This window comes from Brevundimonas sp. KH_025, from assembly GCF_057839885.1.
Genome location: NZ_CM174501.1, coordinates 2,831,278 through 2,845,231, shown reverse-complemented (window position 1 = coordinate 2,845,231; position 13,954 = coordinate 2,831,278). Strand labels below are relative to the sequence as shown.

The 13,954-nt window shown below is 69.8% G+C and carries 18 protein-coding genes; 8 read left to right on the top strand and 10 right to left on the bottom strand.

Translation table 11 applies throughout. The annotated features are described in order from the left end of the window. Positions 1-28 precede the first annotated feature (28 nt). Both AC3IS2_RS14070 and AC3IS2_RS14065 read left to right on the top strand, forming a co-directional pair. Positions 29-1,027, top strand: a complete 999-nt coding sequence (locus AC3IS2_RS14070) for an NAD(P)H-dependent glycerol-3-phosphate dehydrogenase (protein WP_489198406.1) — start codon at positions 29-31, stop codon at positions 1,025-1,027. Continuing rightward, a complete protein-coding gene (locus tag AC3IS2_RS14065; RefSeq protein WP_489198405.1) occupies positions 1,027-1,413 on the top strand; it encodes a Rieske (2Fe-2S) protein in 387 nt (128 codons plus the stop codon). Before AC3IS2_RS14070 ends, AC3IS2_RS14065 begins: the two co-directional genes overlap by 1 nt. A gap of 6 nt (positions 1,414-1,419) precedes the next feature. On the opposite strand, the gene AC3IS2_RS14060 is transcribed toward AC3IS2_RS14065, so the two are convergent. The 6 genes from AC3IS2_RS14060 to AC3IS2_RS14035 form a co-directional block, all read right to left on the bottom strand. Next, on the bottom strand, positions 1,420-1,584 hold the full coding sequence (locus AC3IS2_RS14060; protein WP_489198404.1) for a hypothetical protein: 165 nt from the start codon (positions 1,582-1,584) through the stop codon (positions 1,420-1,422). An 83-nt stretch (positions 1,585-1,667) separates the two neighbouring features. After that, the gene (locus AC3IS2_RS14055; RefSeq protein ID WP_489198403.1) at positions 1,668-2,129 is read right to left on the bottom strand and encodes a phasin family protein; all 462 of its coding nucleotides are present in this window, start codon (positions 2,127-2,129) and stop codon (positions 1,668-1,670) included. Positions 2,130-2,183: 54 nt separating this feature from the next. Further along, positions 2,184-2,945: a creatininase family protein gene (locus AC3IS2_RS14050; protein ID WP_489198402.1), complete on the bottom strand. Its 762-nt coding sequence runs from the start codon at positions 2,943-2,945 to the stop codon at positions 2,184-2,186. A gap of 71 nt (positions 2,946-3,016) precedes the next feature. Continuing rightward, positions 3,017-3,616 (bottom strand): TetR/AcrR family transcriptional regulator, encoded by a 600-nt coding sequence (locus AC3IS2_RS14045; RefSeq protein ID WP_489198401.1) that lies wholly within the window; start codon positions 3,614-3,616, stop codon positions 3,017-3,019. After that, on the bottom strand, positions 3,616-5,208 hold the full coding sequence (locus tag AC3IS2_RS14040; protein WP_489198400.1) for a DHA2 family efflux MFS transporter permease subunit: 1,593 nt from the start codon (positions 5,206-5,208) through the stop codon (positions 3,616-3,618). The genes AC3IS2_RS14045 and AC3IS2_RS14040 overlap by 1 nt, the downstream gene beginning before the upstream one ends. Further along, the gene (locus AC3IS2_RS14035) at positions 5,205-6,317 is read right to left on the bottom strand and encodes an HlyD family secretion protein (protein ID WP_489198399.1); all 1,113 of its coding nucleotides are present in this window, start codon (positions 6,315-6,317) and stop codon (positions 5,205-5,207) included. Before AC3IS2_RS14035 ends, AC3IS2_RS14040 begins: the two co-directional genes overlap by 4 nt. 137 nt (positions 6,318-6,454) lie before the next feature. On the opposite strand from AC3IS2_RS14035, the gene nth reads away from it, so the two are divergent. Continuing rightward, positions 6,455-7,210 (top strand): endonuclease III, encoded by a 756-nt coding sequence (nth, locus tag AC3IS2_RS14030; RefSeq protein ID WP_489198398.1) that lies wholly within the window; start codon positions 6,455-6,457, stop codon positions 7,208-7,210. Positions 7,211-7,429: 219 nt separating this feature from the next. On the opposite strand, the gene AC3IS2_RS14025 is transcribed toward nth, so the two are convergent. Further along, the gene (locus AC3IS2_RS14025) at positions 7,430-8,320 is read right to left on the bottom strand and encodes an ATP-grasp domain-containing protein (RefSeq protein WP_489198397.1); all 891 of its coding nucleotides are present in this window, start codon (positions 8,318-8,320) and stop codon (positions 7,430-7,432) included. Between the two features lie 98 nt (positions 8,321-8,418). Between AC3IS2_RS14025 and AC3IS2_RS14020 the strand changes: the two genes are divergently transcribed. The 5 genes from AC3IS2_RS14020 (at position 8,419) to AC3IS2_RS14000 (ending at position 11,281) form a co-directional block, all read left to right on the top strand. Then, positions 8,419-9,444 (top strand): adenosine kinase, encoded by a 1,026-nt coding sequence (locus AC3IS2_RS14020; protein ID WP_489198396.1) that lies wholly within the window; start codon positions 8,419-8,421, stop codon positions 9,442-9,444. Positions 9,445-9,528: 84 nt separating this feature from the next. Continuing rightward, on the top strand, positions 9,529-10,248 hold the full coding sequence (locus AC3IS2_RS14015; protein ID WP_489198395.1) for a heme ABC transporter permease: 720 nt from the start codon (positions 9,529-9,531) through the stop codon (positions 10,246-10,248). A 10-nt stretch (positions 10,249-10,258) separates the two neighbouring features. Continuing rightward, positions 10,259-10,411: a heme exporter protein CcmD gene (gene ccmD / locus AC3IS2_RS14010; protein ID WP_489198394.1), complete on the top strand. Its 153-nt coding sequence runs from the start codon at positions 10,259-10,261 to the stop codon at positions 10,409-10,411. Beyond that, entirely contained in the window at positions 10,408-10,968 is a 561-nt protein-coding gene (locus tag AC3IS2_RS14005; RefSeq protein WP_489198393.1) for a DsbE family thiol:disulfide interchange protein, read from the top strand. The genes ccmD and AC3IS2_RS14005 overlap by 4 nt, the downstream gene beginning before the upstream one ends. 73 nt (positions 10,969-11,041) lie before the next feature. Beyond that, complete coding sequence (locus tag AC3IS2_RS14000) at positions 11,042-11,281, top strand: hypothetical protein (RefSeq protein WP_489198392.1); 240 nt, start codon at positions 11,042-11,044, stop codon at positions 11,279-11,281. A 121-nt stretch (positions 11,282-11,402) separates the two neighbouring features. Here AC3IS2_RS14000 and AC3IS2_RS13995 read toward each other — a convergent pair whose 3' ends face one another. The 3 genes from AC3IS2_RS13995 to ftsY all read right to left on the bottom strand — a co-directional run bounded on the left by AC3IS2_RS13995 (position 11,403) and on the right by ftsY (position 13,952). After that, positions 11,403-12,062, bottom strand: a complete 660-nt coding sequence (locus AC3IS2_RS13995) for a MarR family winged helix-turn-helix transcriptional regulator (RefSeq protein ID WP_489198391.1) — start codon at positions 12,060-12,062, stop codon at positions 11,403-11,405. Between the two features lie 306 nt (positions 12,063-12,368). After that, positions 12,369-13,013: an inner membrane-spanning protein YciB gene (locus AC3IS2_RS13990; protein ID WP_489198390.1), complete on the bottom strand. Its 645-nt coding sequence runs from the start codon at positions 13,011-13,013 to the stop codon at positions 12,369-12,371. A gap of 3 nt (positions 13,014-13,016) precedes the next feature. Then, the gene (ftsY, locus tag AC3IS2_RS13985) at positions 13,017-13,952 is read right to left on the bottom strand and encodes a signal recognition particle-docking protein FtsY (protein ID WP_489198389.1); all 936 of its coding nucleotides are present in this window, start codon (positions 13,950-13,952) and stop codon (positions 13,017-13,019) included. Positions 13,953-13,954 lie beyond the last annotated feature (2 nt).

Below are 13,954 nucleotides of genomic sequence, written 5' to 3'. Positions count from 1 at the left end.
GCGCGGTGGTCGGGGGACCGGAGAAGACATGGAATTTCATACGGCAGGCGTAATCGGCGGCGGCGCCTGGGGCACGGCCCTGGCGCAGAGCGCAGCGGCGGCGGGCCTCGCGGTCGTGCTGCAGGCGCGCGAGCCTGAGGTGATCGAGAGCATCCGCGCGCGGCGGGTCAACGAGGCCTTCCTGCCGGGCATCGAGCTGGACGCGGCGATCAACGTCACCGCGGATCTGGCGGATCTGGCCGACTGCGACCTGATTCTGGCCGTGCCCCCGGCCCAGCACATGCGCGCCACCCTGGCCGCCTTCGCTCCCTACGCCCGGCCCGGCCTGCCCATCGTCCTGTGCGCCAAGGGCATCGAGCGCGGCTCGCTGAAGCTGATGACCGAGGTTCTGGCCGAGACGATCCCCTCGGCCACGCCCGCCGTCCTGTCCGGTCCCAGCTTCGCCGCCGAGGTGGCGCGCGGCCTGCCCAGCGCCGTGACCCTGGCTTGCGAGGACGAGGACATGGCGGTCGCCCTGGCGACGGCCCTGTCGGGTCCGGTCTTCCGCCCCTATCTGGCCGACGACCTGATCGGGGCCGAGACGGGCGGGGCGCTGAAGAACGTCCTGGCCATCGCCTGCGGCATCGTCGAAGGCCGCGAACTGGGCCGCAGCGCCCACGCCGCCGTCATCACCCGCGGCTTCGCCGAGATCGTCCGCGTGGCCCAGGCCCTGGGCGGCAAGGCCGAGACGGTCGCCGGCCTGTGCGGCCTGGGCGATCTGGTCCTGACCTGCTCCAGTCCGCAGTCGCGCAACATGAGCCTGGGCCTGGCCCTGGGCCAGGGCATGAGCGTCGAACAGGCCCTGGCCGGCAAGCGCTCGGTGGCCGAGGGCTATGAGAGCGCGCCCGCCGTGCGCGAACTGGCCCGTCGCCTGGGCGTCGAGACCCCCATCTGCGAGGCCGTCGCCGCCGTCCTGGCGGGCGAGACCACGGTGGACGCCGCCATCGAGGCCCTGCTGACCCGGCCGCTCAAGCCCGAACGCGAATAGTGTCCGAGCCAGGGGAAGCGGCGCCGGAGGAGCGCAAGCGCGTCTGGACGACGCCGCCGAACGTGGCCCTGTGCGCCGAGGACGACATCGCCGACCCCGGCTCGCGCGGCTTCGTGCTGCAGATCGGCGAGGCCTTCTTCCACGGCTTCGTGGTCAGGAAGGACGGCCAGGTCGCCGGCTGGATCGACCGCTGCCCGCACGCGGGCTTCCCCATCGCCATGGAGCTGGACCGCTATCTGACGCCGGACGGGTCGCTGATCATGTGCGGCTGGCACGGAGCGATCTTCGAGCCGCTGTCGGGCGCCTGTGTCGGCGGACCGTGCGCAGGCGGCAAGCTGACGCCCTGGCCGGTCGAGGCCAGGGGCGGGATCATCCGTACCGCCTGAAGCGGTCTATTTCCGGGGGACGATCTTCGGATCCTTGGTGAAGGCCTCGTCGACCTCTTCTTCCGTGATCCGCTTGGACGGATCGCCGGGCTGGTTGAGGTTCTGCTCTTCAGTGCCGTCGCCCATCATGCCGGGGTGCGGGTCGGTCTTCTTGGGGTCTTGCTCGGCCATGTCAGGCTCCTTGCTGGACTACAGCAAGCAACACCGCAGGTCGGGGCGGCGTTCCATCACGCCGCTCATCATCTTGCCTTGAGCTAGGGTTTCAGGCGCTTGGCGTTGGCCACGGCGGCGGCGTGGATCGGCGACAGGGCCTGGGCCTGCAGCTTCAGCATGGCGTTCCCCATGTCCCAGCCGTCGGCGACTGCGCGCGACCAGACGCCCATGCCCCAGGCGGCCTGCAGCGCCGCCGCCCCGGCCAGGCTGTCGGTCTGCGACAGCCGCGCCAGATGGGCCGAGGCCTCAAGGCCCTCGCGGTCGGCGATGCGGCGGCCCTGATCGGCAAGATCCAGCGCGCCGGCCGCCACGGCCCCGGCCGAGGCCGTCAGGGCCTCGACCTTTTCCACGCCCATCCGACCCAGTTCGGCGTGATCGGCGCGCAGGGGATCGGCCAGGGCCTCGCCCATGATGGCCAGACGGCGGGCGATGACCTGGGCCGAAGCCTCGGCGGTCTCCTGTCCGGCGCGGGCGGTGCGGGCGGCGCGATCGATGGGGTTCATGCGGGGACCGTGGGCCTGTTCCACTGACAGGGCAAGCGGATCAGGCCCCCAGGCTCAAGGAAGGACTTCGGCGGCGAAGGCCGAGACGTCCTGAATCAGCGCCGGGATCGAGGCGTCGATGATGCGCTGGCCGGTCTCGGGGCTGGCCTGGGCCGGGTCCGAACCGATGCGGCCGTCGGGGAAGCGGGCGCGGTAGTCGAGCGCGTCGCGGATCGGACCCATAGGGGCGATCTTGGGGCTGTAGTCGGCGATCTTGATGTGGTCGGGATAGGCGGCCTGGGTGACGGCGATTTCCGACGGGGTGGCGTGGGCGCCGTGACCGACGGGGAAGATCTCCTCGCACAGCTTGTGCACGCCGGGCAGGTCCCACCAGTTGCGCAGCTTGAGCACGAACGGGGGCTGTTCCTCGACGAAGGACCATTCGGCGTAGATCTCGGCGAAGGTCGCCTCGATGGTGGCGATGTTGCCGCCGTGGCCGTTGAGGAAATAGATCCGCTCGAAGCCGTGACGGGCCAGCGACGACACCCAGTCGGTGATGGCGGCCATGAAGGTCGAGGGGCGCAGGGAGATGGTGCCCGGGAAGGCCAGGTGATGCTGGGCCATGCCGATGTTGAAGGTCGGGGCGATGATCAGGCTCTCGTCGCCCTTCTCGGCGGCGTGGGCGATGATTTCCGGGCAGAGCCAGTCGGTGCCGAGAAGGCCGGTCGGGCCATGCTGCTCGTTCGAGCCGATCGGCACGATGACGGTCTTGGACAGGGCGGCGCCGGATTTCAGGCGCGCGTCGATCTCGGGCCAGGACGACAGGTGGATCAGCATGGGGGACTCCGAAGGGGCAGGGCTTGCCGGGCCTTTACGCCGATCCGGCGAAAGGGCCAAACCGGAGACGGCTAGTCCGGGGCGAAGGCGCGGAAGAAGCGCCGCGCGATCTCCCGGGCGCGGGCGTGCACGTCGGCGACGGGCGGGTGGGGCACGCCGAGGATGGAGCGCAGATGGCCGTGGCCCAGGGTCATGCCCGAGAACATCTCGGCGGCGTGGGCCGGGTCGGGCACGGCCAGGACGCCCAGCCGGTCCTGTTCGGCCAGCCAGGCGGCCAGACGGCGCAGGGATTCGCCCGGCCCGGCGTCATAGATGGCGGCGGCCAGGTCCGGCGCCTCGGGCGACATCAGGGCGACGCCGCGCAGGGAGGCGCCCTTGTGCCCCTCGCTGACCTTGGTGATCAGGGCCTCGGCGACGGCGGCCAGAACCGCCTCGGGCGCGTCGTGGACCCGCAAGGGGGCGGTGACGGCGTCCGACCGGCGCGCGGCAAGAGCGCGGCCGATCTCGGCCTTGGAAGGGAAGCGGTTGTAGAGGGTCTGTTTCGACACCCCCGCGCGCCGGGCGATCTCGGCCATCGAGGCCCCGGCGCCCTTTTCCACGAACAGGTCCGAGGCGGCCTGAAGAATGGCCTCGCTCTTGCGCTCGTCGATCTGACCGGGAATGCGCGGCATCAGTGCATCTCGGACGGTTCGGCCGAAGGGTTCGGCTTGCCGGGCTTGGACAGCAGGGTGACGAAGGCGGCGGAGGCGCAGGCCACGGCCAGCAGGGCGAAGGCGTCGCCGAAGGCCAGGGTCGTCGCCTGTTTCTGCAGCATGCCGTAGAAGGCCTTCATCGCTGAGGCCTGCGGGTCGATGGAGCCGGAGAAGCGCTGGGCCAGGCCGGCGATCATGTTTCTGACCGCCACGTCCGACTGATTGATGGCGCTGGTCAGTTCGACCATGTGCAGGGCGGTGTTCTGGGTCAGGGAGGTGTTGAGGATGGCCAGGCCGAAGGCGCCGCCGACGTTGCGCGACAGGTTCACCAGGCCCGAGGCGTTCTTGACCATGTGCGGCGGCAGGGTGGACATCGTCACCTGCTGCGAGGCGATCATGGCCAGCATGACGCCGGCCCCGCGCACGGCCTGGACCCCGGCGAACTCCCAGAAGCCCCAGTCGCCGGTGAGGGCGCGGGCGTCCCACATCCCCCAGGCGCACATGCCGAAGCCCACGAACATCAGGACGCGGGGGTCGAACGCCCGCACCAGCCGTCCGGCGAAGGGGGCCATGGCGAACATGGCCAGACCCGAGACGACCATGGTGGTGCCGACCTCGGCCGCTGAATAGTCGCGCACCCGACCCAGGAACAGCGGCAGCAGGAAGGTGCCGCCGAACAGGGCCGCGCCGACGATGAAGGTCATGACGACGCCGACCACGAAGTTGCGGTTGGCGAAGGCGCGCAGCTCGACGATCGGATTGTAATAGACCAGCGAGCGCCAGATGAAGGCCGGGCCGCAGACCGCCGCCACCAGGCTGAGCAGCAGGATGTGGTCGTCGGCGAACCAGTCGTTCCTGGCGCCTTCCTCCAGCACGAATTGCAGGCTCATCAGGAAGGCGGCCATCAGGCCCAGGCCCCACCAGTCGAAGCCCTTGGCCAGCGACGGATCGCCCTTGTCGAAATGGGCGTAGCGGCCGACCAGGAAGAGGACGACGACGCCGGGGAAGATGTTGATGAAGAACAGCCAGCGCCAGCTGAGCCATTCCGTCAGGTGGCCGCCCAGGGTCGGGCCGACGGTGGGGGCCAGGGTGACGATCAGGCCCATGATGACGCTGGCGGTGACGCGCTTCTCGGGCGGGAAGGCGGTGAAGGCCACGGCGAAGACGGTGGGGATCATGGCCCCGCCGAGGAAGCCCTGCAGCGCGCGGAAGAAGATCATCATCTCGACCGACGACGACAGGCCGACGGCCACGCTCATGATCAGGAAGCCGATGCAGGAGGCCAGAAACAGCTTCTGCGTGCCCCACAGGCGCGACAGGTATCCCGACAGGGGGATCATCACGACCTCGGGGATCAGATAGGCGGTCTGGATCCAGCTGATCTCGTCGGCCGAGGCCCCGACCCCGGCCTGGATCTGGGGCAGGGAGGCGGCGACGATCTGGATGTCCAGAATGGCCATGAACTGGCCGATGACCATGCCGGCGAAGCCGAGCAGCAGCACCGTCCAGTTGATTTCGGGTTTGGCCTCCGCGACGGCGGCGCCGTCGGCGGGAAGGACGCCGTCTCTCACCGGACCGGGACCAGGGACGCGACGGCGACCTGACCCAGATGGGCGTCGGCGAAGGCGGCGCCGCCCTGGCTCTTCAGGTCGACCTTGACCTCGACCGACAGGCCGGGGCGCAGGGCGATGGGGTCGCCCGAAGCGCGGCGGTCGACGACGATGCGGACGGGCACGCGCTGGGTGATCTTGGTGAAGTTGCCGGTGGCGTTCTCGACCGGGATCAGGGCGAACTCGGAGCCGGTGGCCGGGGCGAAGCTGTCGACGCGGCCGACGATGGCCTGGCCGGGGAAGGCGTCGGCCTTGATCTCGACCGCCTGGCCCAGACGCATGCGGCCGACCTGGGTCTCCTTGAAGTTGGCGACCACATAGGTGTCCTGCAGGGGGACGATGGACATCATCTGCCCGCCGGCCTGCACCACCTGGCCGACGCGGACGCCGCGGGCGCCGACGACGCCGGCGACGGGGGCGCGGATGACGGTGCGGTCCAGGGTCAGCTGGGCCTGTTCGACCAGGGCTCTAGCCTGCTCGACGGCGGCGACGCTCTGGTTGCGGGTCGAGCCGAGGACGGCGGCGGCGCGCTGTTCGGCGGTCAGGGCGGCCTGGGCCTGCTCGACCGAGGCGGCGGCGGTTTCGGCCGAGGCGCGCTCGGTCTGGATGCGCTGCTGCGACACCCAGCCCTCAGCTGCCAGCTTGCCGTAGCGGTCGACCTGGGCGCGGGCCAGTCCGGCCTGGGCGCGGGCCTGGGTCACGGCGGCCGCCTTCTCAGCAATGGTGGCCTGTTCCTGGGCTGAGCGGGCGTCGACGTTGTCGACCGCGGCCATGACCGCCGTCAGATTGGCCTGGGCCTGGGCCAGGGCCGCCCTGGCGTCGGCGTCGTCCAGACGGGCCAGGATCTGACCTGCCTCGACGCGCTGGTTGTCCCTTACCAGGACCTCGATCACCGAGCCGCTGATGCGCGGGCTGACCAGGACGGTGTCGGCCTGGACGAAGGCGTTGTCGGTCGCCTCCCAGCGCTGCTTGCCCTGCCACCAGACCACGCCTCCGACGATCAGGGCGACGCCGACGATGCCGCCGACGATCAGCGGCAGGCGTTTCTTCAGGGAGGCGGGGAGGGCCATGGGGAGACAGCTCGCTTCGATTTCGGCGCGTAAAATGGACAGGTCCGTCCAGAATACAAGGGGCGCCTGCGCGATTTCGCCGCAGCGTGTCGGCGGCGCCCGGTTGACGCCGCGCGCGGGGAAGGCGAAGCGGGGACATGACCGTCCGCAAACGTCCCGCCGCCAAGGCTGTCCGCGCCGCCCTGACCCCGCCGCCCGGCAAGCGGTCGCGCGCGCCGAAGAAGGCGCCGGTCGGGGCCGTGATCGGCTGGCCGCCGGACGAGGACCGGGTCGAGGAGATCTTCGTCCGTCTGTCGGGGGTCATGCCCGACCCCAAGACCGAGCTGGAATTCGTCAATCCCTACACCCTGGTGGTGGCCGTCGCCCTGTCGGCCCAGGCGACCGACGTGGGGGTCAACAAGGCGACGCGCGCCCTGTTCGCCGTCGCCGACACGCCGCAGAAGATGCTGGCGCTCGGCGAAGAGGGGCTGATCCCCCTGATTTCCTCCATCGGCCTCTATCGCACCAAGGCGCGGAACGTCATCGCCGCCGCGCGGATGCTGGTCGAGCAGCACGGGGGAGAAGTGCCGCTGAACCGCGCCGACCTGCAGGCCCTGCCCGGCGTGGGGCGCAAGACCGCCAGCGTGGTGCTGAACGAACTGGGCATCGAGCCGGCCATCGCGGTGGACACCCATGTGTTCCGCGTCTCGCACCGACTGGGCCTGGCCAATGCGGCGACGCCGGACAAGGTCGAGGTGCAACTGCACAAGGTCGTGCCCGAGGCCTGGCTGCCCAAGGCCCACCACTGGCTGATCCTGCACGGCCGCTACACCTGCCTGGCGCAGCGGCCGAAATGCCTGTCGTGCGTGATCGCCGACCTGTGTCCGTCGCGGGCGAGTTTCGTCGGGGTCTAGGCGCCTTACTACGTTGAGCGCAGGCGGGCCCTCACGTCTGCTGCCTCCCTTCCCCCTCGAGGGGGGAAGGGCCGGGGATGGGGGTGTGGAACGCGACATGGCCGATAGGGCGCATGAGGCGAAGCCCCGGTCTCCAGCGCTCCAGTGGACAAGGCCTGCAAACACCCCCACCCAACCCTCCCCCCCTCGAGGGGGAGGGCTACGGAAGTACCGACGGATTTACAGCCCCAGCCGCTCCGCCACGGCGCGGCCGAAGCGGGCGCCGGCTTCGGGGACAGCGCTGAGGTAGAAGTCCGGCTCGATCAGTTCGGCCTCCATCAGCAGCCAGCGGCCGTCGGCGTCGGGCACCATGTCGATGCGGGCGTAGAGCAGCGGCTCCTCGATCGCCGCCAGCGTCCGTTCGGCCAGATCGAGCGCGCCCTCGGGGGCCTGATCCAGACGCCGGTACTGGCCGCCGTACTGGACCTGGATGCGGAACTCGTCGGCGTGGGCGGGGCGCTTGTTGACGACGTGGCTCAGTTCGCCGCCGAAGAAGAGCAGCGAGGTCTCGCCCGCCGTGGCGATGGTCGGCAGGAAGGGCTGGATCATGGCCCCGCCTTCCGGCGCGTCGGACAGGACGTCTTCCAGCAGGTCGCCCGCCGCGACTTTCAGCGTGCGCCAGGCGCCGCCGGACACGGTCGGTTTGACGATCAACTGCTCGGCGCCCGTCGCAGCAAAGGCGGCTTCGACCACGGCGGGACTGGCGTGGTCGGTCCAGATGGTCGGCGGGATGGCCACGCCCTTCTCGGCCAGCCTGGCCAGATAGCGCTTGTCGGAGTTCCAGCGCAGCACCTCGGCGGGGTTGGCGAGAGGCGCGTCCGCCTCGGCCCAGGTCGCGCAGGCCTGGATCCAGCGCTCATGGTCGCGGTGATAGCCCCAGACGATCAGCGGCAGGACCAGGGGAAAGTCCATCAGGCCGTGGGCGCTCTCGACATGATCAGTCCACGGCGTCGGCCGGGCCTTGATCCCCGCCGTGGCCAGGGCCGCCGCCAGACGATCCAGCACGCCCGGCCATTGCCCGGCATAGGAGGGGTCGGCGGGATCGGGGGTCAGGACGGCGACTTCGGTCATGCAGCAAACTCCTCGGCGGCGACCTGCATAGGCTGTTTTCGAGGGCGGCGAAAAGCCCGGCGCTGGCGTCGTCGCCCCTGGCCCGCTATGGGGCGCGCATGACCCAGACCGCCATCTCCACCGCCCGCTTCGACGTCTGCGCCGTCGGCAACGCCATCGTCGACGTGCTGAGCCCGTGCGAGCCCGCCTTCCTCGAGGCGCATCATCTGGTCGCCGGCTCGATGCAGCTGGTCGACGAGGATCAGAGCGCGGCCCTCTATGACGCCATGGCGGCGGGGGTCGAGGCCTCGGGCGGTTCGGCCGGCAACACCGTGGCCGGCGTCGGCTCGTTCGGCGGCCGCGCGGCCTATATCGGCAAGGTGGCCAAGGACACCCTGGGCGAGGTCTTCAGCCACGACATCCGCGCCGCCCACGTCCACTTCGACACCCCGGTTCTGGAAGACGGCGCGGGTTCGGGCTTCGGCACCGGCCGCTGCCTGATCAACGTCACGCCCGACGCCCAGCGCACCATGTGCACCTTCCTGGGCGCCGCCAACCAGCTGACGACGGCGGACATCGACGCCGAGCTGATCGGCGCCAGCGAGATCGTCTATCTGGAAGGCTATCTGTTCGACCCGGCCCCGGCCCGCGCCGCCTTCGAGGCCGCCGCCGCCGCTGCTCACGCCGCGGGTCGCAAGGTCGCCATCACCCTGTCGGACGCCTTCGTCGTGCATCGCTGGCGCGCCGAGCTGCTGGCCTTCATCGAGGCCTCGGCGGACATCGTCCTGGCCAATGAGTCCGAGCTGCACGCCCTGTTCGAGACCGAGGACTTCGACCACGCCGCCGCCCACCTGGGCCGCATCGTCGAGGTCGCCGCCGTGACGCGCGGGGCCGCCGGCTCCGTCATCTTCCGCGGCGACGAGCGGGTCGAGATCGCCGCCTTCCCGGTCGACAAGGTGGTCGACACCACGGGCGCGGGCGACCAGTACGCCGCCGGGGTCCTGCTGGGTCTGGCGCGCGGTCTGTCGCTGGCCGAGGCCGGAGCCCTGGGTTCGCTGGCCGCCTCGGAAGTCATCGCCCACTGGGGACCGCGCCCGATGGTCAAGCTGGAGGCTCTGGCCGCCGAGCACGGGCTCAAGCTCTGATCGCGACCCAAGTTCTGATCGGGACCAAGGGCCACGCGCGGGGGGCGCTTGCCGTTCCCCGCCGCGCCGCGTAATCGGCGGACCATGTTCGGCCTCGCCAATCCCGACCGCTTCATGCGCTTCACCCGCCCGCTGACCCCGGTGCTGTGGGGGCTGGCGCTCGTCCTGCTGGTGGTCGGAACCTGGCTCAGCTTCACCGCGCCCGCTGACTATCAGCAGGGCGATACCGTGCGGATCATGTTCGTCCATGTGCCGGCTGCGACGCTGGGGCTGGGCGCCTATGCGGCCTTGGGCGTGTCCAGTTTCTTCGCCCTGGTGTTTCGTCACCCGCTAGCCGACGCCGCCGCCCGCGCCGCCGCCCTGCCTGGTGCCGTGCTGACGGGCCTGGCCCTGATCACCGGTGCGCTGTGGGCTCAGCCCATGTGGGGCACCTGGTGGGTGTGGGACGCGCGGCTGACCTCGGTGCTGGTGCTGTTCCTCTTCTACCTCGGCTACATGGCCCTGCGCGCCTCGATCGACGACGAGGCCAAGGCGGGACGCGCCGCCGCGGTGCTGGGTCTGGTCGGCTTGATCAACCTGCCCATCGTCAAGTTCTCGGTCGACTGGTGGAACACCCTGCATCAGCCGGCTTCGCTGCTGCGCGCCGGCGGGACCAGTCTGGACCCGGCTTACCTTACGCCCCTGCTGACCATGATGGCGGCCTATGGGATGCTGTTCGGGGCCGTCTGGCTGACGTCGATCCGCACCGAGGTGCGCCGTCGCCGCGTCCTGTCCTTGCGCGCCCGCGCCGCGCAAGAAGCCTGAGGAGACGCCGATGCTCGATCTCGACATGAGTCCCTACAGCGTCTTCGTCTGGTCGTCCTGGGCGATCAGCGCTGTGGCGCTCGCCGCCATTTCGCTGCGCGCCCTGATCGCCGCCCGGCGCTGGAAGCGCGAACTGGCCCGACTGGAAGAGGCGCGCAAATGAACCGCTGGTTCGCCCTGATCCCCATCGCCGCGCTGGCCGCCCTGGGCGTCTTTCTGATGGTCCAGCTGAACACCATGTCCGGCGCGCCGGGCGAGGGGCGGGAGTACAAGCCCGACGCCCTAGTCGGCCAGCCCATTCCCGAGACCGTGTTGCCCATCATGCAAGGCGACGTCGAGACCGATCAGCGGCTGGACCTGAAGACGGCGGGCGTCGGCAAGCCGATGATCGTCAACCTGTTCGCCAGCTGGTGCGCCCCGTGCCGGCTGGAGCATCCGCAGCTGATGAAGCTGAAGGCGCAGGGCATCAACGTGATCGGCGTGGCCTACAAGGACGACCCGGTGGCCACCCGCGCCTTCCTCGACGAACTGGGCGACCCCTTCGCCCTGGTCCTGGTGGACCGCGAGGGGCGGGCGGGGCTGGACCTCGGCGTCTCGGGCGTGCCGGAGAGCTTCGCCGTCGACGCCTACGGGACCATCGTCGCCAAGTCCTCAGGGCCGGTGCTGACCGACGCCGACCTGCAGAAGCTGACGGACGCCCTGAAGGCGCCGGTTCGTTAAGCGCGCGGTCGTCGCCAAACACGGTGAATCGCGCATTAACCATATCTAGACCGTTTGGGCGGATCGTCGGCCCATGTCCGCGATTCCTTCAGACCGTCCGGCCTTCCCGCCTTCCGCAGGCGGCGCGGCCCATACGCTGAGAACCTCCCAGTCCGCCTTCTTCCGTGCGGCCATGGGCCTGAGCGCGCCGACGCCCGCCGCCGCCGCCGTCGAGACGCGGGCGGACACGCCGGTGAGGTCGGTTGCGACGCAGGAAGCGGCGTCGCCCGCGCGCTATCAGCGGCCCGGCTCGCTGCTGGATATCCGAGTCTAGAGCCTGATCGGTTGAGGAGGAATCGCTTCGCGATTCCGCCGATGCCGTGAATCAGGCTCCAGCATTGATCCTGGAGCGAAGATCTGGGTTCAGATGCGATCGCATCTGAACCGATTTCGCTCTAGGCCTTCGCCACGTCCTTGAGCGGGATGATGACCGCCTCGGTCACGCCCGCGTCCGCGTCTGCGTGAGCGACGGCTTCGACGACCTTCTTCTTCTTTTTCGACTTGCCACCGTCGAGCGCCTTCTTCGCGGCCTTCTCGGCCTTGCGCGCGTCCTTGGCCGCCTTCTTGGCCGCCTTGGCCTCGGCGCGGGCCTGCTCCGGCGCGGCGTCGGCGGCGTCGGTCAGGCTGGTCAGCAGGTCGAGGAAGCCCTCGCGCTTCGTCTTGGGCAGCAGGGCCAGGATGCGCTTGTCGGCGGCCGCGACGCGGGGCCGGGCGGCCTCCAGCGCCATCTGACCGGCTTCGGACAGGCGCACGGCCTTGGCCCGGGCGTCCAGCGCCGAGCGCTCGCGCTCCAGCAGCCCCTTGGTCGTCATGCGGGCGACCAGATCGGCCAGGGTCGAGCGGTCGATGCCGGTGGCCTTGACCAGATCGGTCTGGGTCAGGCCCGAGCGGACCGAGACCGCCTCCAGCACGGCGAACTGGCGCTGGGTCAGGCCGTCGGGTCCGGCCTCCTCGGCGTAGATGTCGAGCGCGAGCTGCAACACCCGGTGCATCAGGTGGCTGGGCGATTCCGCCAGCCCGCCCTTGATTTTCGCCTGCTTGCCTGACTTGACCATCGTCCTCGATCCCCGTTCCGGCGTCATTGAAGACGGCCGAACATGGCGTGACAGCTAACAGCCGCGCTTTACGCTTTGACGACGGAAAGCCTGACGGTTTGAAGACATTTTATCAGGGGGCCTACCGCGCTTCGCGCTACTTGAGGCCCAGGCAGGACAGGCTGGACAAGAAGCCGTCGTCATCCCGGAAGCGGCGTAGCCGCTATCCAGGACCGCTACAGACACGACGTCGGCGCTTTGGGCGGTCCCGGCTCTTCGCCCTCGCTGGCGCGAGGGCTGCGGCCGGGATGACGGAGGGGGCGGCCCTCAGAGCCCCGTGTCGGGCGAGATCGGGCCGGACTCCTCGTCCTTGATCATGTTCTTCATGATCAGCGGCACCTGGCACAGGCCGAAGATGGAGGCGGCGATCCACAGGACGCCGCGGAAGGCGGTCCAGACGCCGTTGGGATCGGGGGCACCGAGGTTCAGCGCCGACCAGATGGCGGTGACGGCCTCGGGGCTGCGGAAGACCTCGTTGGCGGCGGCGACGCAGAGGAAGTAGATCCCGTAGCGGAAGGTCAGCTTGCGCCAGGCCGTGTCCGTCACCTGAATGGCCGAGCCGAGCAGGGCCTTGAACGGCGACTTGTTCAGCGGGATCGAACCCAGCAGGACGGCGGCCAGCAGGCCGTTCTGCACCGTCAGCTTCAGCTTCACGAACAGGTCGTCGTCGGTGAGGATGGTCAGGGCGCCGAAGATCAGGGCGAAGCCGCCGGTGATCAGCGGCATGGGCGCCAGCCGGCGCTCCAGAATGAAGCCGACGGTCAGGGCGATGGCCGAGGCGATGACCAGGACCCAGGTCGCCTTGATCATGTCGCGGGTGATGAAATAGGCGGCCATGAAGGCGATCAGGGCGCCGAAATCGACGGCCTGACGGATCCACTGCGGACGCTTGGTCTCGGTCGCTTCACTCATCACTCAGTCCTCGAGCCCGACCAGGGATCGGGAAAACGCACGTGCGTCGAAGGGTTGCAGGTCGTCGACGCCTTCGCCGACGCCGATCAGCTTGATCGGGGCGTCCGAGGCCTGGGCCACGGGGACCAGGACCCCGCCGCGCGCCGTGCCGTCCAGCTTGGTCATCACCACGCCCGAGACATAGGCCGTGCGGCCGAAGACCTTTTCCTGCTCCAGCGCGTTGCGGCCCACGGTGGCGTCCAGCACCAGCAGGGTCTCGTGCGGGGCCTCGGCGTCGATTTTCTTCAGCACACGGACGATCTTGAGCAGTTCGTCCATCAGGGCCGACTTGTTCTGCAGGCGCCCGGCGGTGTCGATCAGGACCACGTCGTAGCCCTCGGCCTTGGCCTTGGCATAGGCGTCGAAGGCCAGGCCGGCGGCGTCGGCGCCGTCGCGGCGGCTCTCGAAATCGGCTCCGGCGCGTTCGGCCCAGACCTTGAGCTGTTCGCGGGCGGCGGCGCGGAAGGTGTCGCCGGCGACGATCATCACCTTGGCGCCCTTGGCGGTCAGGTCCGAGGCGATCTTGCCGAGCGTCGTGGTCTTGCCCGAGCCGTTCACGCCGACGAACAGGACGACATAGGGCTTGGGTCCGCCGAGGGGGTCAAACGTCGCCTGACGCGGCAGCAGTTCGGCGGCCACGGCCTCGGCCAGGGCCTCCTTGATCTCGCGCTCGTCGGACGACTTGCCGAAGCGCAGCTCGCGGAAGCGCTCGACGATGCGGGCCGAGGCGGCGGGGCCCAGGTCGCTCTCGATCAGGTGCTCTTCCAGACGCTCCAGCGCCTCGTCGGACAGAGGCTCCTTCACGAAGGTCGAGACGACCTGTTCGGTCATCTGTTTGGAGGAGCGGGACAGACCCGCGCTCAGTCGCTGGAACCAGCCTTTTTTGGGCGTATCGCTCATGG

Excerpts from the sequence above, each read along its gene's own strand:
- AC3IS2_RS14070 (WP_489198406.1), top strand. The coding sequence starts at position 29 with ATGGAATTTCATACGGCAGGCGTAATCGGCGGCGGCGCCTGGGGCACG.
- AC3IS2_RS14060 (WP_489198404.1), bottom strand. The coding sequence starts at position 1,584 with ATGGCCGAGCAAGACCCCAAGAAGACCGACCCGCACCCCGGCATGATG.
- AC3IS2_RS14055 (WP_489198403.1), bottom strand. The coding sequence starts at position 2,129 with ATGAACCCCATCGATCGCGCCGCCCGCACCGCCCGCGCCGGACAGGAG.
- AC3IS2_RS14050 (WP_489198402.1), bottom strand. The coding sequence starts at position 2,945 with ATGCTGATCCACCTGTCGTCCTGGCCCGAGATCGACGCGCGCCTGAAA.
- AC3IS2_RS14045 (WP_489198401.1), bottom strand. The coding sequence starts at position 3,616 with ATGCCGCGCATTCCCGGTCAGATCGACGAGCGCAAGAGCGAGGCCATT.
- AC3IS2_RS14035 (WP_489198399.1), bottom strand. The coding sequence starts at position 6,317 with ATGGCCCTCCCCGCCTCCCTGAAGAAACGCCTGCCGCTGATCGTCGGC.
- nth (WP_489198398.1), top strand. The coding sequence starts at position 6,455 with ATGACCGTCCGCAAACGTCCCGCCGCCAAGGCTGTCCGCGCCGCCCTG.
- AC3IS2_RS14025 (WP_489198397.1), bottom strand. The coding sequence starts at position 8,320 with ATGACCGAAGTCGCCGTCCTGACCCCCGATCCCGCCGACCCCTCCTAT.
- AC3IS2_RS14020 (WP_489198396.1), top strand. The coding sequence starts at position 8,419 with ATGACCCAGACCGCCATCTCCACCGCCCGCTTCGACGTCTGCGCCGTC.
- AC3IS2_RS14015 (WP_489198395.1), top strand. The coding sequence starts at position 9,529 with ATGTTCGGCCTCGCCAATCCCGACCGCTTCATGCGCTTCACCCGCCCG.
- ccmD (WP_489198394.1), top strand. The coding sequence starts at position 10,259 with ATGCTCGATCTCGACATGAGTCCCTACAGCGTCTTCGTCTGGTCGTCC.
- AC3IS2_RS14005 (WP_489198393.1), top strand. The coding sequence starts at position 10,408 with ATGAACCGCTGGTTCGCCCTGATCCCCATCGCCGCGCTGGCCGCCCTG.
- AC3IS2_RS14000 (WP_489198392.1), top strand. The coding sequence starts at position 11,042 with ATGTCCGCGATTCCTTCAGACCGTCCGGCCTTCCCGCCTTCCGCAGGC.
- AC3IS2_RS13995 (WP_489198391.1), bottom strand. The coding sequence starts at position 12,062 with ATGGTCAAGTCAGGCAAGCAGGCGAAAATCAAGGGCGGGCTGGCGGAA.
- AC3IS2_RS13990 (WP_489198390.1), bottom strand. The coding sequence starts at position 13,013 with ATGAGTGAAGCGACCGAGACCAAGCGTCCGCAGTGGATCCGTCAGGCC.
- ftsY (WP_489198389.1), bottom strand. The coding sequence starts at position 13,952 with ATGAGCGATACGCCCAAAAAAGGCTGGTTCCAGCGACTGAGCGCGGGT.